This window comes from Agathobacter ruminis (genome assembly GCF_002735305.1).
GTDB lineage: Bacteria > Bacillota > Clostridia > Lachnospirales > Lachnospiraceae > Roseburia > Roseburia ruminis.
The window spans coordinates 58,550-79,684 of the sequence record NZ_PDYG01000030.1; the positions used below are offsets into that span (position 1 = coordinate 58,550).

General features: G+C 43.5%; 25 protein-coding genes. All 25 read left to right on the forward strand.

Going from position 1 to position 21,135, the window contains the following annotated elements:
• The first annotated feature begins 48 nt into the window (after positions 1–48).
• The 25 genes from codY to flhB all read left to right on the forward strand — a co-directional run bounded on the left by codY (position 49) and on the right by flhB (position 21,031).
• Positions 49–822 carry a GTP-sensing pleiotropic transcriptional regulator CodY gene (gene codY / locus CSX02_RS06230; RefSeq protein ID WP_031545759.1) on the forward strand — a complete coding sequence of 258 codons (774 nt, stop codon included), beginning with the start codon at positions 49–51 and terminating at the stop codon, positions 820–822.
• Between the two features lie 231 nt (positions 823–1,053).
• Positions 1,054–1,443 carry a flagellar basal body rod protein FlgB gene (flgB, locus tag CSX02_RS06235; RefSeq protein ID WP_031545756.1) on the forward strand — a complete coding sequence of 130 codons (390 nt, stop codon included), beginning with the start codon at positions 1,054–1,056 and terminating at the stop codon, positions 1,441–1,443.
• 19 nt (positions 1,444–1,462) lie between these two features.
• Positions 1,463–1,906, forward strand: a complete 444-nt coding sequence (gene flgC, locus CSX02_RS06240) for a flagellar basal body rod protein FlgC (RefSeq protein ID WP_031545753.1) — start codon at positions 1,463–1,465, stop codon at positions 1,904–1,906.
• Between the two features lie 29 nt (positions 1,907–1,935).
• Positions 1,936–2,247 carry a flagellar hook-basal body complex protein FliE gene (gene fliE / locus CSX02_RS06245; RefSeq protein ID WP_031545751.1) on the forward strand — a complete coding sequence of 104 codons (312 nt, stop codon included), beginning with the start codon at positions 1,936–1,938 and terminating at the stop codon, positions 2,245–2,247.
• 38 nt (positions 2,248–2,285) lie between these two features.
• Entirely contained in the window at positions 2,286–3,890 is a 1,605-nt protein-coding gene (locus tag CSX02_RS06250; protein ID WP_099386027.1) for a flagellar M-ring protein FliF C-terminal domain-containing protein, read from the forward strand.
• Between the two features lie 40 nt (positions 3,891–3,930).
• Positions 3,931–4,938 carry a flagellar motor switch protein FliG gene (gene fliG / locus CSX02_RS06255; RefSeq protein ID WP_099386028.1) on the forward strand — a complete coding sequence of 336 codons (1,008 nt, stop codon included), beginning with the start codon at positions 3,931–3,933 and terminating at the stop codon, positions 4,936–4,938.
• Positions 4,931–5,749: a FliH/SctL family protein gene (locus CSX02_RS06260; protein ID WP_051638025.1), complete on the forward strand. Its 819-nt coding sequence runs from the start codon at positions 4,931–4,933 to the stop codon at positions 5,747–5,749. The genes fliG and CSX02_RS06260 overlap by 8 nt, the downstream gene beginning before the upstream one ends.
• 4 nt (positions 5,750–5,753) lie before the next feature.
• Positions 5,754–7,064, forward strand: a complete 1,311-nt coding sequence (gene fliI, locus CSX02_RS06265; RefSeq protein WP_031545743.1) for a flagellar protein export ATPase FliI — start codon at positions 5,754–5,756, stop codon at positions 7,062–7,064.
• Between the two features lie 16 nt (positions 7,065–7,080).
• The gene (gene fliJ / locus CSX02_RS06270) at positions 7,081–7,521 is read left to right on the forward strand and encodes a flagellar export protein FliJ (RefSeq protein WP_031545741.1); all 441 of its coding nucleotides are present in this window, start codon (positions 7,081–7,083) and stop codon (positions 7,519–7,521) included.
• A gap of 9 nt (positions 7,522–7,530) precedes the next feature.
• Positions 7,531–8,361: a MotE family protein gene (locus tag CSX02_RS06275; RefSeq protein WP_031545739.1), complete on the forward strand. Its 831-nt coding sequence runs from the start codon at positions 7,531–7,533 to the stop codon at positions 8,359–8,361.
• A gap of 51 nt (positions 8,362–8,412) precedes the next feature.
• Positions 8,413–9,879: a flagellar hook-length control protein FliK gene (locus tag CSX02_RS06280; protein ID WP_099386029.1), complete on the forward strand. Its 1,467-nt coding sequence runs from the start codon at positions 8,413–8,415 to the stop codon at positions 9,877–9,879.
• 28 nt (positions 9,880–9,907) lie between these two features.
• On the forward strand, positions 9,908–10,597 hold the full coding sequence (locus CSX02_RS06285; RefSeq protein WP_099386030.1) for a flagellar hook capping FlgD N-terminal domain-containing protein: 690 nt from the start codon (positions 9,908–9,910) through the stop codon (positions 10,595–10,597).
• Positions 10,598–10,626: 29 nt separating this feature from the next.
• Positions 10,627–11,034, forward strand: a complete 408-nt coding sequence (locus CSX02_RS06290; protein ID WP_099386031.1) for a TIGR02530 family flagellar biosynthesis protein — start codon at positions 10,627–10,629, stop codon at positions 11,032–11,034.
• A gap of 82 nt (positions 11,035–11,116) precedes the next feature.
• Positions 11,117–12,595 carry a flagellar hook protein FlgE gene (locus CSX02_RS06295; protein WP_031545731.1) on the forward strand — a complete coding sequence of 493 codons (1,479 nt, stop codon included), beginning with the start codon at positions 11,117–11,119 and terminating at the stop codon, positions 12,593–12,595.
• Between the two features lie 242 nt (positions 12,596–12,837).
• Positions 12,838–13,629, forward strand: coding sequence for a motility protein A (locus CSX02_RS06300; RefSeq protein ID WP_031545728.1), 792 nt, complete (start codon positions 12,838–12,840; stop codon positions 13,627–13,629).
• Positions 13,629–14,453: an OmpA/MotB family protein gene (locus CSX02_RS06305; RefSeq protein ID WP_099386032.1), complete on the forward strand. Its 825-nt coding sequence runs from the start codon at positions 13,629–13,631 to the stop codon at positions 14,451–14,453. Before CSX02_RS06300 ends, CSX02_RS06305 begins: the two co-directional genes overlap by 1 nt.
• Before the next feature lie 14 nt (positions 14,454–14,467).
• Positions 14,468–14,989, forward strand: a complete 522-nt coding sequence (locus CSX02_RS06310; protein WP_031545722.1) for a hypothetical protein — start codon at positions 14,468–14,470, stop codon at positions 14,987–14,989.
• A 40-nt stretch (positions 14,990–15,029) separates the two neighbouring features.
• Positions 15,030–16,010 (forward strand): flagellar motor switch protein FliM, encoded by a 981-nt coding sequence (gene fliM / locus CSX02_RS06315; RefSeq protein WP_099386033.1) that lies wholly within the window; start codon positions 15,030–15,032, stop codon positions 16,008–16,010.
• A 4-nt stretch (positions 16,011–16,014) separates the two neighbouring features.
• Positions 16,015–17,196, forward strand: a complete 1,182-nt coding sequence (gene fliY, locus CSX02_RS06320) for a flagellar motor switch phosphatase FliY (RefSeq protein ID WP_031545717.1) — start codon at positions 16,015–16,017, stop codon at positions 17,194–17,196.
• Between the two features lie 17 nt (positions 17,197–17,213).
• A complete protein-coding gene (locus CSX02_RS06325) occupies positions 17,214–17,576 on the forward strand; it encodes a response regulator (protein ID WP_031545715.1) in 363 nt (120 codons plus the stop codon).
• 1 nt (position 17,577) lies between these two features.
• Positions 17,578–17,979, forward strand: coding sequence for a flagellar biosynthetic protein FliO (locus CSX02_RS06330; protein ID WP_242970428.1), 402 nt, complete (start codon positions 17,578–17,580; stop codon positions 17,977–17,979).
• On the forward strand, positions 17,966–18,820 hold the full coding sequence (gene fliP, locus CSX02_RS06335; protein WP_031545711.1) for a flagellar type III secretion system pore protein FliP: 855 nt from the start codon (positions 17,966–17,968) through the stop codon (positions 18,818–18,820). The genes CSX02_RS06330 and fliP overlap by 14 nt, the downstream gene beginning before the upstream one ends.
• Before the next feature lie 14 nt (positions 18,821–18,834).
• Positions 18,835–19,116 carry a flagellar biosynthesis protein FliQ gene (gene fliQ / locus CSX02_RS06340; RefSeq protein WP_031545709.1) on the forward strand — a complete coding sequence of 94 codons (282 nt, stop codon included), beginning with the start codon at positions 18,835–18,837 and terminating at the stop codon, positions 19,114–19,116.
• Positions 19,117–19,122: 6 nt separating this feature from the next.
• Entirely contained in the window at positions 19,123–19,902 is a 780-nt protein-coding gene (locus CSX02_RS06345) for a flagellar biosynthetic protein FliR (protein WP_031545707.1), read from the forward strand.
• Positions 19,903–19,921: 19 nt separating this feature from the next.
• Positions 19,922–21,031 (forward strand): flagellar biosynthesis protein FlhB, encoded by a 1,110-nt coding sequence (gene flhB, locus CSX02_RS06350; protein WP_031545705.1) that lies wholly within the window; start codon positions 19,922–19,924, stop codon positions 21,029–21,031.
• The last annotated feature ends 104 nt before the right edge of the window (positions 21,032–21,135 follow it).

A 21,135-nucleotide genomic window follows, 5' to 3' on the forward strand; every position in this document is an offset into this window, starting at 1 on the left:
ATACTCGAATTTCAATCAATTCGAAAACCAAATAGAAGGAGACTAGCAATGAGCGTTCAGTTACTGGATAAAACGCGAAAGATCAACCAATTATTGCACAATAACAGTTCCTCTAAGGTGGTTTTTAACGACATATGCCAGGTCTTGGCAGGTGTGTTAGACTCCAATGTACTTGTTATCAGCAAGAAAGGAAAAGTACTTGGGTATCGAAACACAAAGGGAGTTGAAGCAATTACAGATCTTTTATCAGGGGAAGTCGGCGCATATATTGATGCGTCATTGAATGAGAGATTCCTTGGAATTCTCTCCACAAAGGAAAATGTGAATCTCGAAACATTGGGATTTGAAGCCGCATGCAAGAAATATCGTGCGATTATCTGCCCGATTTATATTGCAGGCGAAAGACTCGGTTCTTTGTTTGAATATCGTGAGGAAGATGAATACGGAATCGACGATATCATTCTGACAGAGTATGCAACTACCGTAGTCGGACTTGAGATGATGCGCTCCGAAAGCGAAGAAAGTGAAGAGGAAGCGCGTAAGATTCAAATCGTGCGCAGTGCAATCAGCACATTATCATTCTCAGAGCTCGAAGCAATCCGCCATGTCCTCGAAGAGATGGACGGAAACAACGAAGGCATTCTTGTTGCAAGCCGTATCGCAGATCAGGTTGGAATTACCCGCTCTGTCATTGTAAATGCCTTAAAGAAATGCGAGAGTGCAGGGGTGATTGAATCCCGCTCATCAGGAATGAAAGGTACCTATATCAAAGTACTGAATGATGTATTATTTGAAGAGGTTGAAGCAACAAAACACAACTAAATGAAAGCACTCAGGGATTGAGTAGGTGGTAAAAGGACTTATGATTCATAGGTCCTTTTTTGTTATTTCACAGATATGGAAAGAGAATCGCATAAGCCCTAGATTTTGCGGTCGCTTTTTACAAAAAGACAATATTTGGTATTTTTTTTGCTAATTTACTTGTGTTTTCCGAAATATAAATTATAATTAATTATGATTGAGTACACTATGTTGTACTGGGAAGGGGAGCCTATGCTTAATTCGAACGCATTCAATTATGTAGATGTTCTGACGAAGGCAGCTGACGCCAGTTGGACAAGAGAAAATATCATCACCAACAATATCGCAAATGTGGATACCGTCGGCTACAAGCGCAAGGATCTTGACTTTGAATCTGTGTTGCGCACACAGTTAAAGCAGGGGGATTATGATTCATTGGATGACAAAATCAACAATGTCAATCTCTCCAAATTGAATCCGGAGCCGTTTTCGGATACGGAAAGCTATTCGTATCGTTTGGACGGCAACAATGTCGATATCGATGTGGAGCAGGTTGAACTTGCATCGGAACAGTTAAAATATCAGGCATTGACGACATCCATCAACAATCAGTTTTCCAGAATGCGGGATGTAATTAAGTAAGAGGGAAAGGAGGCTTCTTATGGGACTTTTTCAGGCTTTTAATATTTCTGCGACCGGTATGACTGCAGAGCGCTTTCGTACGGATATCATTGCGGAGAATATTGCAAATGTAAATACAACTTCCACAGAGGGCGGCGGACCTTATCGCCGCAAGATTGTAACTTTTTCCGAAAAAAAGGTGACACCGTTCAGCCAGTTTTATTCGCACTCACTGAATGCGGCAATTGGAAACGGTGTAAAAGTATTTTCGGTGGAAGATGACACAGAAACCGATTTTACCATGACCTACGATCCGTCAAATCCGGATGCCAACGAGGATGGATATGTATTATATCCGAATGTAAATGTGGTTACGGAAATGACAAATCTGATTGATGCGACGCGTGCATATGAAGCAAATGCAACTGCTTTTAACGCAAGCAAACAACTCGCACAGACCGGACTTCAGGTCGGACAGAGCTAATCTGTACATAGCAGGATAGGAGACAGATTATGGATATTGCAAATCTGACCGGGATTACCTCGGATTATGTAAACAATTATGCAAAGAATGAACGACTTGTAGATGTTGGAGACAACAGCTTTTCTGCAGTTTTTGATTCGATGCTCAAATCAGTTGATGAGACCAATGACCTGCAGAACAAGGCGGAGGAAGAAGAAATCCGTTTTGCCCTCGGTTATTCGGAGAATACGCATGACTTGCAGGTGGCTGCAGCAAAAGCACAGGTTGCTTTGCAATATACAGTTGCCGTGCGTGACAAGATTATTGATTCTTACAAAGAAATAATGCAAATGCAGGTATAAAAGGATAAAGGATAAAGATTAGGAAAGGAGAGGAAACCATGCCGGAAAGAATTCGAAAAATTTTGGACCGCATTGTTGAATGGTGGAAAAAATTTAACACGAAGCAACGGGCTTTGCTGATCAGCATTGCATCCGTGGTATTGGTTTCGCTGATAATCCTGGCGTATGTTGCAACAAGACCAACCTATGTGCCGCTTGTGACTTGTGAAAGTGCAAAAGAAGCTTCACAGGTGCGTGATCTGCTCGATTCGGACGGATCGATTACTTATCAGGTGAGCAAGGACGGCTTGGTATTTACCGTATTGGACAAGGATGAGGCCAATGCGATTTTGTTGCTCGGTGCCAATGATATCTCGGCAGCCGCTTATGATATCAATCAGGTTACCAGTGGAAGTTTCTCGCAGACAGAAAGCGACAAAGCAAAACTGTACAAGGATTTTTTGGAGAAGAAATTCTCCGATCACTTAAAGCAGCTCGATGGCATCGAGGATGCAACGGTTGACATCGATCTGCCAAAGGATGACGGAACCATTCTCTCCAAAGACGAACAGGGATCTGCTGCTGTTGTGCTGACCTTAAAGGATACAATGGACAGCGAGCAGGCATATGGAATTGCACAGTTTATTGCAACAGAGATGGGCAATGATGACACCAGTAAGATTACCATTATCGACAGCAAGCGAAATGTTCTGTTTTCCGGAGCGGATGCGGACAGTGCTGTCGGTATGATCAACAGCCAGCTTTCTTATCAGCAGAAGCAGGAGAATCTGCTCAAGTCAGAAATCCGCAATGCGCTTTTGGAATCACAAATGTATTCCAATGTGCAGGTAGTTCCTCATTTGAATGTTGATTATGACACGGCTGAAACCGTAGAGCATTTGTTCTTCCCGCCGGATGGACAGACCAACGGTATGATCGGATCGGTTTCAGAATACAATTCGGAAGCATACGGCGGCTCGGCGCAAACACCGGGTACGGATGCCAATGACGATACGACTGTTCTGACCAGAGAAAATGCGAACAGCTATAGCGTGATTTCGCAGAAGGATACCAAATATCAGAACAACGAAAAGATTACGACCAAAAAGAGTGCAGGTGGCAAGGTGGATTATGAAAATTCATCTATTTCGATCGTCTGCACCAAATATGTTGTCTACGACGAGGAAATTCTCGAAAAGTCCGGGGAACTGGACAATATGACATTTGAGGAATATAAAGCTGCAAATTCCGAGCCGACTCAGATTGATCCGCCGGAAGATCTTTATCAGATGGTATCGAAAGCAACCGGCTTTTCGCAGGATGCGATTTCGATTATCTGCTATCAGCAGCCGGAATTTGTCCCGAAGTCATCCGGTGGCAGAAGTTTGAGCGATATTCTTCAAATTGTGCTTGCAGTACTCATTTTTGCAATGCTTGGATATGTGGTATTCCGCAGTACAAGAAAGCAGAAAGAAGAAGAACTCGAACCGGAACTTTCTGTGGATGGTTTGCTTGAAAGCACCGCAACCGCGGAAGAAGAACTGGAAAATATTGGTTATACAGAAAAATCTGAGACCAGACTTTTGATTGAGAAATTCGTCGACGAGAATCCGGAAGCTGCAGCATTGCTGTTACGCAACTGGTTAAATGACGAATGGGACTAAAGCAATAAGAACGAATCTGAAACGATTGGAGTAAACGAGTATGTCCATGGACGATTACACGGGAACCCAAAAGGCAGCAATTTTGCTGATTACACTTGGACCGGAAAAGGCATCTGCAATTTTTCAGCATCTGAAAGAAGATGAGATTGAAGAATTGACGCTGGAAATCGCAAATACGCGCAGCGTGTCACCTCAGGATAAAGAAGATGTCCTGAATGAATTCTATCAGGTGTGCCTTGCACAACAGTATATTGCAGAGGGCGGTATTGGCTATGCAAAGGAATTGCTCGAAAAAGCTCTTGGCCAGGATCGTGCGCAGGGTGTAATTGCGAAACTGACCGCATCACTTCAGGTACGCCCGTTCGAATTTGTTCGAAAGACAGAACCGTCACAGTTGCTGAACTTTATTCAGGACGAGCATCCGCAGACAATTGCCATGATTTTATCTTATTTGTCTGCAAGTCAGGCATCACTGGTGCTCGGTGCACTGCCGCCGGATAAGCAGGCGGATGTCGCAAAACGTATTGCGATGATGGACAGGACTTCTCCTGATGTCATCAAAGAAGTTGAGCGCGTTCTCGAAAAGAAACTTGCATCGCTTGTCAATCAGGATTACACCATTGTCGGTGGTGTCGATGCAATTGTAGAAATTTTGAATTCCGTAGACCGCGGTACAGAAAAACATATCATGGAATCACTCGAAATCGAAGAACCGGAACTTGCAGACGAAATCCGCAAGAAGATGTTCGTCTTCGAAGATATTTTGCTTCTCGACGACCGTGCGATTCAGCGTGTGCTGCGTGATGTAGATAATGCGGATCTTGAACTTGCAATGAAGAGTACCGGAGAAGATGTTCAAAATGCAATTTTCCGAAATCTGTCAAAGCGTCTTGCTGCAATGATCAAGGAAGATATGGATTTCATGGGTCCGGTTCGTATGAAGGATGTAGAAGAGGCTCAGCAGAAGATTGTTGGTGTTATCCGTAAGTTAGAGGATCAGGCTGAGATCGTAATTTCCCGTGGCGGAGGTGACGATATCGTTGTCTAATTTTATTAAATACAATTATGTGCAACAAAAACCGCAGACGAAGGCCCGTGTCATCAATTCAAATCCCCGCATGGAAGAGGTTATGCGCGGATTAAACGGTGCACAAAAATTTGAAGCACAATCATTTGACGCAGCGGAAGCGGATGAAGATGGATTTGAGGCAGGGCTCGAAGCGGATGTTGTCGAGCAGGTACCGCAGATTGATCCACAGGAACTGATTGCGCAGGCACAGCAGGAAGCTGACCGCATTCTTCAGGAGGCGCAGGCGAGAGCCGATCAGATTCTGGAAGATGCAAATGCACAGGCACAGAATCTGTTTGAACAACAACGCGATGCCGGATATTCGGCAGGTCAGGAAGAGGCACAAAATTTCCTGCAGGAGCAGCAATCCGGCCTGGAGGCACAATTACAGCAACAGAGCGAAGCGCTTGCCGCACAATATCAGGAGCGGGAAGCAACCATGGAAGCAGAGATTGTCGATGCACTTGCGCAGGTGATTGAGCAGACCTTTGGAATCTTCGTGGAAGACAAAAAAGAAGTATTGATTTTCCTGATTCAAAAGACCTTATTGGGAATTGAAAACGGTAAGAATTTTAAAATACGTGTCTCTCCGGAAAATGCAAAATATGTCAATGACAAATTGCCTGAGATACGCGAAGAATTCGGCACAGATATGGTCATTGAAGTGCAGCATGATGCATCTTTGGATGAGGAGTCATGCATCATCGAAACCGAATATGGCATTTACCATTGTGGAATGGATGTACAATTAAAAAATCTGTTAATGCAAATGCGCGCATTGAGTCAATAAAAATATGCTACAAGAGACGAAAAAATATTACCGCCTGCTGGAACGGACTTTTTATAAAAGCTATGGGAAAGTATCGACGGTAGTCGGACTTACAATTGAATCAATCGGACCGGAAGCAAAGATGGGAGATTTGTGCAAAATCTACCAGGACAAAGAGATGACAGAATATGTGATGGCGGAGGTTGTCGGATTCCGTGAATCGCAGCTGATTCTGATGCCGGTAGACCGTGTAGACGGGGTAGGAGTTGGATGTGTCGTTGAAAACACGGGACATCCATTATCTGTTTTAGTAGGCGAAGAATTGCTTGGTCATACACTCGATGGAATCGGTCGTCCAACGGATGATTTCGTATTTCGTGGTGGCAAATCTTATCCGATTAATCAGAATCCTCCGGATCCGATGCGACGCAAGATCATCAGCGAGGTGCTTCCGCTCGGCGTAAAGGCGGTGGACGGACTGATCACCGTCGGAAAAGGGCAGCGAATCGGTGTCTTTGCCGGATCCGGCGTAGGAAAGAGTACCCTGCTTGGAATGTTTGCGCGCAATACCAAGGCAGATATCAATGTGATTGCCCTGATTGGAGAGCGAGGCCGTGAGGTTCGTGAATTTATCGAGCGAGACCTTGGACCGGAAGGTATGGCGCGTTCCGTGGTTGTGGTGGCAACTTCCGACAAACCTGCTTTGATTCGAAATAAATGTGCAAAAACCGCGACTGCGGTTGCGGAATATTTCCGCGATCAGGGAAAAGATGTATTATTGATGATGGATTCGCTGACGCGTTTTTCGCAGGCGCAGCGCGAAATCGGACTTGCTTCCGGAGAACCTCCGGTAACACGAGGCTATCCGCCAAGTGTATATTCGGAGATGCCAAAGCTGCTCGAACGGGCAGGCACCAGCGATAAGGGATCGATTACGGGACTGTATACCGTCCTCGTCGACGGAGATGATTTTAACGAGCCGATTACAGATACCGCGCGTGGTATTCTCGACGGTCATATTATGCTGGACCGTCGCCTGGGACAAAAAAATCATTATCCTGCGATTGATATTTTGCAATCCATTTCGAGAGTTATGTCTGCAATTGCCACAAAGGAACATAAGGCACTTGCGGGCAAATTAAAAAATGTAATGGCAACTTACAATGAGGCCGAAGATTTGATTAATATCGGCGCCTACAAGAGCGGTTCCAATCCGGAAATCGATTATGCCATTAAAAAAATCCGTGCAGTCAATGAATTTCTTTGTCAGGGCACGGATGAGAAATTTAATTTTGATGAGGAAATTCAACTGCTCGAAGATGTTTTCTCAGATTAATTGTTGAGGTGAGACGATGGCAAAATTTGTATATCGTATGCAAAATATATTGGATATCAAATTGAAACTGGAATCGCAAGCCAAGATTACCTATAGTCTTGCAGCACAGCAGCATGCACAGGAGCAGCAAAAACTGCAGGATTTGATGGTGCGCCGTATGCATTATGAAAAACGTCTGCGCGATATGATGGAAGGACCGCTTGATGTCAAAGCAATCCACAATGCGAAAGCGGATGTGACCATGATTAAGACATTGGTGCGTGCGCAGACTATTAAGACACGGCGTGCCGAAGCACAGATGAATGATGCCAGACGCGCATTGAATGAAGTGATGCAGGAGCGTAAGATTCAGGAAAAATTAAGAGAAAAAGCATTTGAAGAATTCAAACGCGAAATTGCAGCATCCGAAGCAAAAGAAATCGACGAATTGGTAAGCTATACTTACAACGGAAAATAGGAGAACCATATGCCAGCTGAAGATGAAGAATTAAAAGAAGAACAGGAAAAAGAAAAATCCAAGAAAGCCAAAAAAAACAAGGATGACAAAGCAAGTGCACAGTCGGAAGATGACGAAGACGAAAAAGAAAGCGTCGGAAGCAAAATCCTGCTGATTTTTGTCACGCTTGTGATTATTGCCATTTGGATTGGAATTTTCGGAATATTAATCAAATTTGATGTGGGTGGTTTTGGATCGACCGTTTTGCATCCTCTGCTGAAGGATGTGCCTGTGGTGAACAAAATTCTCCCGGATGTGCAGCTGACGGAAAGTACGGAAGCTGACAAATATGCATTTGACAGCCTTGATGAGGCGACCGCTTATATCAAGGATCTCGAAAAGCAGCTTGCATCCGCACAAAAAAAGAATTCCGAGGATGCTTCCGAGATTGAAGATCTGAAATCGGAGTTGGCGGAATTGGACAAATTACGCCAGGAACAGGCTGATTTTGAAAATTTAAAACAAAAATTTTATGAAGAGGTTGTTTTTTCGGACCAAGCACCCGATATAAAAGAATATAAGACCTACTATGAAAGCATTGACCCTGATAATGCAGAGGCCTTATACAAACAGGTGGTTGAGCAAATTCAAGAGGATGAGGAGATTGCAGAGTATGCATCCCGCTATTCTTCAATGGATCCGAAGAAAGCGGCAGCAATCTTTGATTCAAAGACCATGACCGGTGATTTGAAATTGGTTGCTAAGATACTTAAAGCCATGTCGACACAGGCGAGTTCCGATATCTTAGCTGCTATGAATGCCGATAATGCGGGCAAAGTCACAAAGATTATGGAACCTTAATGATACAAGGCTTATTCCACCTGGAAAAATCTAAGAAAGGAGGAATAGGCCTTGGATTTTTTTCGTATGAATGATTTTATCCAAACCCCGAGTTTGGACATGCGTGTGACAGAGACCGGGAAAAAGACGGAAAGTCTTGACTTTGTGAATCTCTTTTCCGGATTTGCATCACAAGGATCAAATCTCAACCACCGGATTCAAAGTGATGATATGCAGACTGTTACACCAACCGAGAAATATCAGGCAAATCAAAGCGCAGCAGATCGTTTGAATATCAAAGATGCTAAGGACAGCAACGATTTGAACGAGAAGATTACGGAAGATGTCGCAAAAGATATTGTTGAATTCAAAGAAAAAATCATCTCTGTCATCAAGGAAGAAACAGGCATGGATGAGACGGAAATTACAGATTTGCTCGATGAGCTTTCGATTTCCATTGCACAGCTTTTGAATCCACAACAGCTTGCACAGGTTGTTGCACAACTGACCGGTGAAGAATCGGTTACGGCATTGCTGATGGATGGCAATTTTGCCAATCTGATGAGCAAGCTGACAGTTGCAACAGAAGAATTTGGCAATATGACCGGATTGAATTCGGATGAGATGACACAGGTATTGTCTCAAATGAATTTTGATATTAGCGCTGAAGAGATTACTGAAATTGATTTCTCAAACCTGCCACAGACAGATGTGGTACAACCGATTGATTCCAAAGCAGAATCAAAAGAAGGCCCGGTTGAAATGGCGGTTGTCATGGAAGAAACCACCGTCAACACAAAGGATTATGTACAGGAGGAAAAGGGACGACCGATTCGCTCTGAGCAGACCACAGAAAGTGAGGAACCGGTTCCGGAACGGGAAACGGTAGAAGTCAAAGTGGATGACCGCAGAGAAGATTCAAAGGGATTTGAGTCAAGAGAGTCGGATCAGTCGGAACATGAGATGAAGCACGAACCTGGAACACCGGTGATTCAGCCATCCCAGACTCCGCAATCTGTACCGGTTAATGAATTTGTATCGAATACAGTCAATTATCTGAATTCATACATTTCAAATCCGGAATCCATTCTTGAACAGATTACATCAAACCTGAAGCTGACATTGGAGGCCGACACAACGACCATGGAAATGCAATTGAATCCGGAGAATCTCGGAAAAGTATTCCTGCAGGTTTCGAGCAAGGAAGGTGTGGTATCCGCTCATATTGCAGCGCAGAATGATGCGGTAAAGGAAGTACTTGAAGCACAGATGGCTACTTTACGCGAGAATCTGAATCAGCAGGGTGTTAAGGTTGACGCGATTGAGGTAACCGTATCCTCACACGGATTTGAAAAGAACCTTGAGGACGGACAGCAGAGACAGCAACAGGAAGGACAGATGCAGGAAGCACAGAAACAGACCAGACGAAGCCTGAGACTGGATTCGCTGGATGAACTTTCCGGATTGATGTCCGAAGAAGAAATGCTTGTGGCACAGATTATGCGTGACAACGGCAATACAATGGATTTGACTGCATAGTAAAAAACGACGCAGAAAGGAAAAAAATATGGCAATTGTAGCAAATGTTAATAACGGAAAATTGGATTATTCCTACACAAAATCAGGAGAAAAAGAACCGGTAGGTTCCAATCTCGGATATGATCAGTTCCTTCAGCTGCTTTGTGCGGAAATGCAATACCAGGATCCGCTTGAACCGACTACAAATACCGATTATGTTGCACAGATGGCGACATTCTCACAGCTTGAAGCAACGCTTTCCCTGGAGCAAACGGAACAAAATGCACTGGCCTCTGCACTGGTTGGCAAGCAGGTCATTCTTGCAACAGAAGATACTACGGGTAACACCAAATATGTTGAGGGCCGTGTTGATTATGTATTATATGAAAACGGCGAGGTAATGCTTTCCGTAAACAACGGACTGTATCCATTATCAACCCTTGATACTGTCGCAGATGATACATATTTTGATGCAGCTGCAACCGCAAAGACCTTTAGCAATATGGTATCCCAGTTCCCGGATCCGCTCAATCTGACATTGACATATAAAGGCGCCGTAGAAGAGGCGAGAGAATTTTATGACAATATGTCTGATTACCAAAAAGAATTTGTTGAAGCAAAGGATGTAGAAGTCTTAAAAGCACTTGAGGAACGAATCAAAGAGCTTCAGGCAGCGGCAGACGCAGCTGAAAAGAACAAAGAGGAAAACGGACAGACACCGACAGAAGACGGTGAATAGAGGTTTCGCAGAGCAGGAGGAAAGACAATATGAATAAAATAGCCGGTCAATTTACCTCCATCGAACAGATATCGGATCAATATTTATCGAAAAAGGGTGTAAACAATTCGAGCGTAGCGTCCGATATATCATTTGAGAGCGTATTGAAACAACAATTATTCGGAATTGATTCGGAACCGGTTTCGAGTATTAAATTTTCAAAACATGCATTGAGTCGTCTGGATGAGAGAAATATCACTTTGACAGAAGAGCAGAGTGTACGTCTCGAAGATGGAGTAAATCAGGCAGACGAGAAAGGGATAAAAGACTCCCTTGTATTGGTTGATTCGCTTGCATTCATTGTCAACGTACCGAATCGTACCGTTGTAACAGCAATGGATCAGACGGATACCGAAAATAACATTTTTACAAATATTGATGGCGCTGTGATTAATTAGCTGGACCTTATGGAAGCTAAGATTCCCGACTGACAGAAGGAATCAAAGCCACAGGCGCCCCGAAACAGGAGGGCTATGCCTTATGATGAGATCACTTTATTCTGCTGTGTCCGGACTTAAGACACATCAGACAAGAATGGATGTTATCGGTAACAACATCGCCAATGTAAATACCGAAGCGTTCAAAGCAAGCTCTGTTACATTCTCTGAAATTATGTATCAGACAACTTCCGGAGCAACTTCCGGAAACGGTGCAACCGGTGTCGGTGGTACCAATGCACATCAGATTGGTCTTGGTGTTGCTACCGGATCGACCACAATCAGTATTGAGACTGCGGGTGCTGCGGAATCGACAGGTAATCCTTTCGACTTAAAGCTTTCTGATGCACAGTCTACCAATTTCTTCATCGTATCGGACGGAACCAATACGATGTTCACACGTGCCGGCTCATTCTATGTAGACGGTAACGGATACCTTTGCATGAGCTCAACAGGATATACGCTGCAGGGATGGCAGGTTGACGAAACTACCGGAGATATCAGAAAGGATATCGTTTCTCCGCTTCAGGTTATGTCACCGGAAAATTCAACCTCAGCTCCGGAAGCTACCACAAAGGCATATATGTCAGGTGTCCTTGACAAAAACGATACCAATGTAACCGGTAGTGGTTATGTGGTAACACTGGGTATCTATGATGACCTCGGTTATTCATATACCGCAAAATTCAATGTGGTTCCTCATTATGACAACGGAAATGCCATTGACGGACAATATGTGATTACGTTGGAGGATATCATTGATTCCGACAGTAAATCCATCCTTGAAGGATTAAGCCAGGATGACATCAATACCCTTTTCGGTACCGCAATCGATGGAAACGGTGATGGTGCGCAGGATGAAAAATTCGGTTATATCATGACCTACGACCAGAATAAAGGTACTTTCATCAACATCAGTGGTGTTGGCGTAGACAACGATACCACAGCAAATCTGATTTCAGAGCAGCTTTTGACATTGTCAAACCTGACAACTTTATTTACCACAAACTTTGATGACAACGATCCAAACCGTCGTGTATACAGTAATTTCCGCGATATCTCAGTGGATTTCTCAAGAACCATGAACTATGACAACAGCGGAACTTCTACACTGAAGGCGGTTAAGGGTGATACAAAGGGTGATGGCGCAGGAAAGAAGCTTGGTGCATTGACCGGTCTTTCCGTAGATGCAAACGGTAAGATTTACGGATCATATGACAATGGTAATACCGTTCTTTTGTGCCAGATTGCTGCTGCACAGTTTGCAAATGCATCCGGTCTTGAGAAGGTTGGAGACAACTGCTACCAGACCACATTGAACTCAGGTGAATTTGATGGTATCGGTATTGATATTTCTGCTGACGGTTCATCGATTTCAACCGGACAGCTCGAAATGTCCAACGTAGACCTTTCAGGTGAATTTACCAGCATGATTGTAACTCAGCGTGGTTTCCAGGCAAACTCACGAGTAATTACAACTTCAGACACTTTGCTTGAAGAATTAATCAATCTGAAGAGATAATAAATAGTTTCTTATTTATATAGGCTCCGGTCCGATGGACCGGAGTCTTTTGTGTTATTTTGTACAGGTTAGTTTCCTCTATACACAATATATGGTATAATTTAATCAGAATTTTTTGTGTTTTCATAGAAAAATCGGCCAAAAGTAATAGACAATAGAATTAAAGTTTAGTAAAATTAGAAATAGTAGGGAAACTATGTCTTTTTGGCATACAAAAAAGTGGAAATGGAGAGTGAAGTTCATTGGATATCGCGAGTCTTGGTGGCCTTGTCATCGGTGTAGTAATGGTAGTCTTTGGTATTGTATCATCCGGTGGTGTATCGGCTTTAGGAAATTTCGTGGACATACCGTCCGTAATTATTACAATTGGTGGATCCCTGTCCAGTACGCTGGCTTCAAACAAAATCCCTGATTTCATCGGTGGATTGAAGAGTATTGTCCTGACAATCAAAGGCGGTGTTGCAGATCCGGGAGAGACCATTAAACAGATCATTGACCTGTCGAATGTCGGTCGTAAGGAAGGTCTTCTTGCTTTGGAAGAAGCTGCAAACGGAATCGAAGACCAGTTCCTGAAGAAAGGCATTATGCTTGTCGTTGACGGAACGGATGCCGAACTTGTTCGCGGTATTCTCGAGACGGATCTGGTTTGTCTGGAATCCAGACATAAAACCGTTATCGGTTTCTGGGAGAAATGGGCAGAAATGGGACCTGCGTGGGGTATGATCGGTACGCTGGTCGGTCTTGTAAACATGTTAAAGAACCTGGAAGATGCATCTACCATCGGACCGAACATGGCGGTAGCACTTCTTACCACTTTGTACGGTTCATTGATTGCAAACTGGTTATGCTCTCCAACCGCTGCCAAGTTAAAAGTAAACAATGACCTCGAGGTAACACAGAAGACCATTGCAATCGAAGGTCTGCTGTCCATTCAGGCAGGTGAAAACCCTCGTGTAATCGAAGAAAAACTGAAATCATTCCTTGCACCTTCACAGAGAGAAGGCGTTGGTGCAGATGCGGGAGGTGAAGAATAATGGCTAAGCAAAAGCAGGAGGATCCACCGAAAGGGTCGCCGGCATGGATGGCGACGTTCTCGGATCTGATGAATCTGTTATTGTGCTTCTTCGTATTATTGTTCTCAATGTCAACCGTCGATGCGCAAAAATTCCAGGAAGTGGTCGCTTCTCTGCAGAGTGCGATGAGTATTCTTCCGGCAGGCGGTGCATCCATCGGAGACGGACAGCTGGTATCAGCCGGTGTCAGACAGTTGGAATTCCTGGATTCGTATTATAACCAAAAAGCGAATTCCGCAAGCAAAGATGAGAATAATACCGGCAATGACGGTAAAAAAGTCGAAGAGCAATACAAAGAGGAATCATTAAAGGAATCCGAAGCAATGGCGGAAGCAATCGAAAATCAGATTGAAGCCTACGGAATACAGGATATGGTCGATGTGGATTTCAATGCGGAATATGTCACATTGAACTTAAGCGGTGCGGTATTATTTGAATCCGCACAGGCGGAGCTGGTCAAAGAGGCATATCCGATTGTCGACAAGATTTGTCTGATTCTTAAGAATTACAACAAGAATATCATCGAAGTGGAAGGTCATGCGGATAATGTGCCGCTGATCGGAAGCAAATATGAAGACAATGATGTTCTGTCGATGTATCGTGCATTAAATGTGGCCAATTATATCCGTAAAAAGACAAAGGGCACCATTGATGCGAAATATATCAAATCTTCCGGCCGCGGTTCTTACTGGCCAATCGCCGATAATTCGACTGCAGAAGGAAGAGCACGCAACCGTCGTGTAGAAATTAAAATTTATAATTCCTATAATTCAAATCTGGAATAGGAGAGGAAACAAACATGAAAAAGAATTTGATGAGTGTTTTGATTTTGGTATTATGCCTGGTTAATCTGGTTTTCAATGCGTTGATTGTATTTACCATCTTACCGCAGTCAAAGCAGTTGAATAACATGATTACGGATGTCTGTCAGGCAATCAATCTGAATTTGAAGAGCGGTTCTGCGGTTGGTGCAGACAGTGTTCCGGCCGATCAGATTACGGTTTATAAGGTTTTGGCAGATGGAGAAAAGGAACAGATGACCGTCAGCGTAAAAGACGGTGTCTGCGTATTTGCAGCATCTTTGTCATTGAATAACAATAGTGAGAATGCTTCAAAATTCACTGTAGATGTGTTGACATCACAGAACTCCATCATTGCATCCACCATTCAGAAGGTCGTTGCCAAATATACCTGTGCAGAGCTGAAGAATGTGGACAGCCGTGAAGATATTATCGACGAGATTCTGGTAGACATGCAGGATATGTATGGCAAGGATTATGTCATCAGTGTAAATCTTTCATCAGTGGTAACTTCGCCGTGATCAAAGTTGTAACAATCCCGAAAAAGGTGGTGAGAACAGAATGGGAGATGTGTTATCTCAAAACGAGATAGACAGTTTGCTTGCAGCATTAAGCAGCGGTGAACTTGACGTAGAAGAAATAAAAGAGAGTGATGAGAAACAGGTCAAGGAATATGATTTTGCACGCCCATCGAAGTTCTCCAAGGAACATTTAAGGACCCTGGAAATCATTTTTGAACATTACGGACGGCTTCTTTCCACAAACCTGCCGGTTTATTTGCGCAAAACGGTCAGCGTGGATGTCATGAACTCGGAAGCTGTTACTTATCAGGAATTTTCCAATGCACTTTCCAATCCGGTTTTGCTTGGAATTATCAATTTCGCTCCGTTAAACGGAAATATTATTATCGAGATGGCGTCCAATCTTGGATATGCGATTGTTGACCGTATGCTGGGCGGACAGGGCGGAACCCTCGAACGAATTCGAGATTTTTCAGAAATCGAATTGTTGATTATTGAGCGTATTTTCGTGGTCTGTGTGAATCTGTTATCTGAGCCGTGGGCCAACGTTATGGATGTGCACCCGCATCTCGAGAGAATTGAGACCAATTCGCAGTATGCTCAGATTGTTTCTCCGAGTGAAATGATTGCGATTGTAACCATGAATATCAAGATCGGAGATGTAGAAGGATTGATGAACATCTGTCTGCCATATATTACGGTGGAAGATGTAATCGATAAATTAAATACCAAATATTGGTACTCGAATATGCAGGATATGGATGAAACGGATTATTCTGAGAACATCGAAGCGCTTATTCGAAAAGCCCAGATTCCGGTTAAGGCAGTACTGGGAACCAGTATTATTTCAGTCAGCGATTTTTCTATGTTGCAACCGGGCGACATTATCAGACTAGATCGCAATGTAGAAGATGAATTGGATGTGTATGTCGGAAATATCCGCAAATTTACTGCATTACCCGGTTCATCGGGAGATGATTATGCAGTAAGGGTCACTTCGGTGATCAGAGAGGAGCAATAAAGGTATGGATGGAGTATTGTCACAAGAGGAAATCAATGCCCTGTTAAATGATCCGGCCGGTGGTGCCGGCGATGGAGGGGGACAACCATTGCTTTCCGATGAAGAAAAAGACGCCATCGGGGAAATCGCCAATATCAGTATGGGTACTGCGGCAACCACCCTTTTTTCACTGGTAAACCGAAAGGTAGAAATTTCTACACCGGTTGTATCATTGACCAATTGGGATGAACTTGTGGAATCCTATGAGAAGCCATGTGTATTCATTCGAATTGCTTATACGGTTGGTTTGGACGGCAGCAATGTCCTGGTATTGAAAGAACAGGATGTAAAAATTATTACCGACCTTATGATGGGCGGTGATGGAACCAATACAGCGGATGAGCTCGGAGAATTACATCTGAGTGCAATCAGCGAGGCAATGAACCAGATGATGGGATCATCTGCAACATCGCTTTCCTCAATGCTGAACAAGACGATAGATATCAGCCCGCCATCGGCAAATCTGGTTGATATGAAAGATTCGGTGGAAGGCATCGAAATTGATGAATTCCTTTCCAACGAATTTGTCCGTATTTCGTTCAGAATGGAGATCGGTGATCTCGTTGACAGCGAAATTATGCAGCTGTATCCGATTTCATTTGCAAAGGAGATGTGCGCAGGCGTATCTGCCAATATGGAATTGGATTCCAACAGTTTGTCGGAGGACAAAGCACCTGCACCGGCTCCGGCACCTGCGCCGACCCCTGCACCGGCTCCGGCACCTGCACAGGCGCCGCAGATGGATATGGGTCAGCCGATGATGGGACAGCCGATGATGGGTCAGCCGATGATGGGTCAGCCAATGATGGGGCAGCCGATGATGATGCAACAGCCGGTCAATGTTCAGGCGGCACAGTTCTCGCCGTTCAGCGGACAGGTGGCAGGCGTTTATCAGCCGGAAAATATCAATTTGATTATGGATGTTCCGCTTGAAGTAACCGTCGAGCTTGGACGAACTTCCAAATCAATTTCCGAGATCCTTGAATTTTCGCCTGGAAAGATCATCGAATTAAACAAGATTGCCGGAGAACCGATTGATGTACTGGTAAACGGCAAGAATGTTGCAAAAGGCGAAGTTGTAGTAATTGAAGAAAGTTTCGGTATCCGTATTACAGAAATTGTCGGACAGCCGGTAGTAAGTGAGTAAAAGGAGAGAAATAAGAAATGGCAAACAAAGTTATGATTGTCGACGATGCGGCATTTATGCGCATGATGATTAAGGACATCCTGACCAAAAACAATTTTGAAGTGGCAGCAGAAGCAGAAAACGGTGCGGTTGCAGTTGAGAAATACAGCGAAGTCAATCCGGATCTCGTGCTTTTGGATATCACAATGCCGGAGATGGATGGAATTCAGTGCTTAAAGGCAATCAAGGCAAAGGACCCGAATGCAAATGTCATTATGTGTTCTGCAATGGGACAGCAGGCAATGGTAATTGAAGCAATTCAATCCGGCGCAAAAGACTTTATCGTAAAACCTTTCCAGGCTGATCGTGTACTGGAAGCTGTAAAAAAAGTATTAGGATAATATGAATATTTTACTACATGCGAAAAATTCATCATTAGACAGTGTTTTGGAACTGATTGGTGTCTTGTTTATTTTCCTTTTTGTGGTGATCATTACATGGTTGACCACAAAGTGGATGGCAAATTATCAAAAGGCGCATATCAATACCAAAAACTTAAATCTTGTAGAAACCATTCGCGTCGGAAACAACAAGACGGTCAGTATATTAAAGGCCGGGAAAAAATATTATGTGATTTCCAACGGAAAAGAAACAATTTCTTTGATTGGAGAATTGACGGAAGAGGATCTGGAAGATTTATCATTTAAGAATCCGGGCAATCAATCGACAAAGGAGAGCTTTACATCAATGCTTTCCAAATTCAAATCCATTGCACCGGTGAAGGATAAAGATGAACAAAATTAAGAAACGATACTGTGCAGGCTCTTTGATTTTTGCCTGCGCAGTTGTGCTATTTACAATTTTTATTTCAATTGCGGCACCGCAAAAGGTATATGCGACAAACGGGAATGGGAATGGAGATGCCATTACCGATATGACCGGCGGTGGAGACGGAAAAGTGGCAGATGCGAGGAATGATGGGACAGACGGTCTGGTCATCAGCTATAACAACGAAAACGGCAATATGTCTACGCCGATTCGAATGTTGCTGGTATTGACGGTTTTGACATTGGCTCCATCGATTCTGATTATGCTGACGAGCTATACGCGCATCATTATTGTTCTACATTTTGTCAGAACCGCAATCGGTACGCAAACGGCACCACCGAACCAGGTCTTGATCGGTGTTGCATTGATTCTGACCTTTTTCATTATGTGGCCGACATTTCTTCAGGTGAACGAAAAGGCCATCAAGCCGCTGGATGAAGGTACCATTAAGCAGCAGGAGGCATTCGAAGCTGCGCAGGGCCCGTTCCGCGAATTCATGATTGGTCAGACACAGACAAAAGACATCGAAATGTTTGTGGATATTTCGGGAGAAGAATATGAAAGCTATGATGATGTCCCATTTACAACGCTTGTTCCGGCATTTATTCTGAGCGAGCTTCGTACTGCATTTATCATCGGCTTTTTGATTTATATTCCATTTATTGTAATTGATATGGTGGTATCGTCTGTCCTGATGTCAATGGGTATGATGATGCTCCCGCCAACGACGATTTCTCTGCCGTTCAAGATTTTATTGTTCATTCTTGCGGACGGCTGGGATCTTGTAATTAAAGGCCTGGTTAAGACCTTTCAATGATGGAGGTGTAGAAAATGATTTCGGAAGAAGCAGTATTGGATATTGCTCATGAGGCAATCTATACGATTATTATTACAGCAGCTCCGCTTTTGCTGGTATCTCTGATTATCGGTTTGATCGTCAGTATTTTTCAGACGGTTACTTCGATTCAGGAGCAGACACTGACCTTTGTGCCAAAGATTCTGGGTGTTTTTGTCACTCTGATGATTGCAGGTTCCTGGATGCTAAATAATATGACGGGCTTTATGACCGATTTGTGGGCAAACTTCAGTTATTACGTCAGTCTGGGATCTTGATAAGATATGGTAGATATTACTTTTAATCTCAAGAACTTTGAATTTTTTCTGTTGATTCTTGTCCGTATCGCGTCATTTGTTGTATCTGCTCCGTTTTTCGGGATGTCCGGAATTCCCAATCGCATCAAGATTATGGTAGCCGCTGTGGTAACCGTGATGATGTACAATGTGGTTGAATTCCCAACCCTCGAATACGAAAGTGTAATTGGATATGCGGTAATTGTAGTGCAGGAGACGGTTACCGGTCTGTTGATTGGCTATGCAGCGAATATCTGCAATTCCATTATTAACTTTGCCGGCGCCATTATCGATATGGACATCGGTTTTTCGATGGCATCGGAATTTAATCCTGCATTGAACGCGGAGACGACAATCAGCGGAAATTTTTATTACTATCTTGTGATGCTGATTCTGATTGGCTCAAATATGCATGCATATATTTTGCGGGCGGTCTGTGATTCCTTTTCGGTCATTCCGATTGGAGGATCGATATTTAATCCGGCCGGCCTTTTGGCAATGATTACGCGTTATATGCTGAATCTGTGCGTAATCGGATTTCGGATTTTCCTTCCGTATTTTGCCTGCATCATGGTAGTAAATGTTATTTTGGGTATCATGGCCAAGGTGGCACCGCAGATGAATATGTTTGCGATTGGTATTCAGATTAAAATCCTGGCAGGTATGGTGGTCATGTATTTAACCATCTTTATGATGCCGAGTGTTGCTGATTATATTTTCCGCGAAATTAAGGAAATGGTGGTTCTGGCTATTGAAAACATGCGCTGATGAATATCAAAATTTTACATTGAAATTCAATCTCCAGCTGTTTGCTCAGGATGGAGAGGGCGGCGAAAAGACAGAGCCGGCAACACAAAAAAAATTAAATGATGCGCGAAAAGAAGGTAAGGTTGCAAAGAGCAAAGAGCTGACCGCCGCATTCGACCTGATTGTATTATTTCTGGTTTTAAAGATTTTTATCTCCTTTGTGGGGGAAAATCTGGTTGGAATCATCTCGTATGTATATAATGGATTTCCGGATTTTGTATCCGTGAATGAAGCGGGACTGTCAACCATTGCGGTTCGGAATTATATGATCAATATCATGTTAAAGACATTATTGATTTTATTACCTTTTTTGCTGTTTGGAGTGGTAATCACATTTTTGATCTCTGTGATTCAGGTTGGATGGAAAGTATCCACCAAACCGATGGAACCGAAATTGTCTAAATTCAATCCAATCAACGGATTTAAGCGTATCTTTTCAAAAGATTCGGTCTTTGAGCTGCTCAAGGCATTTGTCAAAATCTTCGTAATTGGAGTTGTGGCATATCTGGCATTGCGTGGCGATGCCGACAAGATTTTTATCCTGTATGACCTTTCACTGAATCAGGCGGTCGCACTCGTCGGTTCTCTGATCATCGATACCGGCTTAAAGGTCAGTCTGGTTTATCTGGTTGTTGGAATTGCGGATTATGTCTATCAAAAGCGCAAATTCGCGAATGACATGAAGATGACCAAACAAGAGGTCAAGGATGAATATAAAAATACCGAAGGTGATCCGCAGATTAAAGGACGCCAGCGCCAAAGAATGCGTGAAGCATCGCAGCGGCGTATGATGCAGGATGTACCGAAAGCTGATGTTGTCATTACAAACCCGACACATCTGGCTGTGGCTTTGCAATATGAAGGAACAGAGAGAAAAGCTCCTGTTGTGATTGCAAAGGGAGAAGATTTTCTGGCACAGAAAATCAAAGAAATTGCAAAAGAAAGCGGCGTGGAGATTGTGGAAAATAAACCTCTGGCGCGTATGCTTTATCATAATGTGGATTTGGGCGCGGAAATTCCGCCCGAATTATATCAGGCAGTCGCCGAAGTGCTTGCTGCCATTTACAGGAAGAAACATCCAAACGGCTAGTATTTTAGAGTCGTAAAAAAGCGGGAAAGGAGGGCGAGGATATGTTTCGAAAAACGGACCTTGGTGTAGGTTTGTATCTGCTTTGCGCAGTCATATTCTTTATC

Excerpts from the sequence above, each read along its gene's own strand:
- codY (WP_031545759.1), top strand. The coding sequence starts at position 49 with ATGAGCGTTCAGTTACTGGATAAAACGCGAAAGATCAACCAATTATTG.
- CSX02_RS06325 (WP_031545715.1), top strand. The coding sequence starts at position 17,214 with ATGGCAAACAAAGTTATGATTGTCGACGATGCGGCATTTATGCGCATG.
- fliG (WP_099386028.1), top strand. The coding sequence starts at position 3,931 with ATGTCCATGGACGATTACACGGGAACCCAAAAGGCAGCAATTTTGCTG.
- fliE (WP_031545751.1), top strand. The coding sequence starts at position 1,936 with ATGGATATTGCAAATCTGACCGGGATTACCTCGGATTATGTAAACAAT.
- fliJ (WP_031545741.1), top strand. The coding sequence starts at position 7,081 with ATGGCAAAATTTGTATATCGTATGCAAAATATATTGGATATCAAATTG.
- CSX02_RS06310 (WP_031545722.1), top strand. The coding sequence starts at position 14,468 with ATGAAAAAGAATTTGATGAGTGTTTTGATTTTGGTATTATGCCTGGTT.
- CSX02_RS06250 (WP_099386027.1), top strand. The coding sequence starts at position 2,286 with ATGCCGGAAAGAATTCGAAAAATTTTGGACCGCATTGTTGAATGGTGG.
- CSX02_RS06295 (WP_031545731.1), top strand. The coding sequence starts at position 11,117 with ATGATGAGATCACTTTATTCTGCTGTGTCCGGACTTAAGACACATCAG.
- fliP (WP_031545711.1), top strand. The coding sequence starts at position 17,966 with ATGAACAAAATTAAGAAACGATACTGTGCAGGCTCTTTGATTTTTGCC.
- flgB (WP_031545756.1), top strand. The coding sequence starts at position 1,054 with ATGCTTAATTCGAACGCATTCAATTATGTAGATGTTCTGACGAAGGCA.
- CSX02_RS06345 (WP_031545707.1), top strand. The coding sequence starts at position 19,123 with ATGGTAGATATTACTTTTAATCTCAAGAACTTTGAATTTTTTCTGTTG.
- CSX02_RS06275 (WP_031545739.1), top strand. The coding sequence starts at position 7,531 with ATGCCAGCTGAAGATGAAGAATTAAAAGAAGAACAGGAAAAAGAAAAA.
- CSX02_RS06305 (WP_099386032.1), top strand. The coding sequence starts at position 13,629 with ATGGCTAAGCAAAAGCAGGAGGATCCACCGAAAGGGTCGCCGGCATGG.
- flgC (WP_031545753.1), top strand. The coding sequence starts at position 1,463 with ATGGGACTTTTTCAGGCTTTTAATATTTCTGCGACCGGTATGACTGCA.
- CSX02_RS06290 (WP_099386031.1), top strand. The coding sequence starts at position 10,627 with ATGAATAAAATAGCCGGTCAATTTACCTCCATCGAACAGATATCGGAT.
- CSX02_RS06330 (WP_242970428.1), top strand. The coding sequence starts at position 17,578 with ATGAATATTTTACTACATGCGAAAAATTCATCATTAGACAGTGTTTTG.
- fliM (WP_099386033.1), top strand. The coding sequence starts at position 15,030 with ATGGGAGATGTGTTATCTCAAAACGAGATAGACAGTTTGCTTGCAGCA.
- CSX02_RS06285 (WP_099386030.1), top strand. The coding sequence starts at position 9,908 with ATGGCAATTGTAGCAAATGTTAATAACGGAAAATTGGATTATTCCTAC.
- fliI (WP_031545743.1), top strand. The coding sequence starts at position 5,754 with ATGCTACAAGAGACGAAAAAATATTACCGCCTGCTGGAACGGACTTTT.
- fliQ (WP_031545709.1), top strand. The coding sequence starts at position 18,835 with ATGATTTCGGAAGAAGCAGTATTGGATATTGCTCATGAGGCAATCTAT.
- fliY (WP_031545717.1), top strand. The coding sequence starts at position 16,015 with ATGGATGGAGTATTGTCACAAGAGGAAATCAATGCCCTGTTAAATGAT.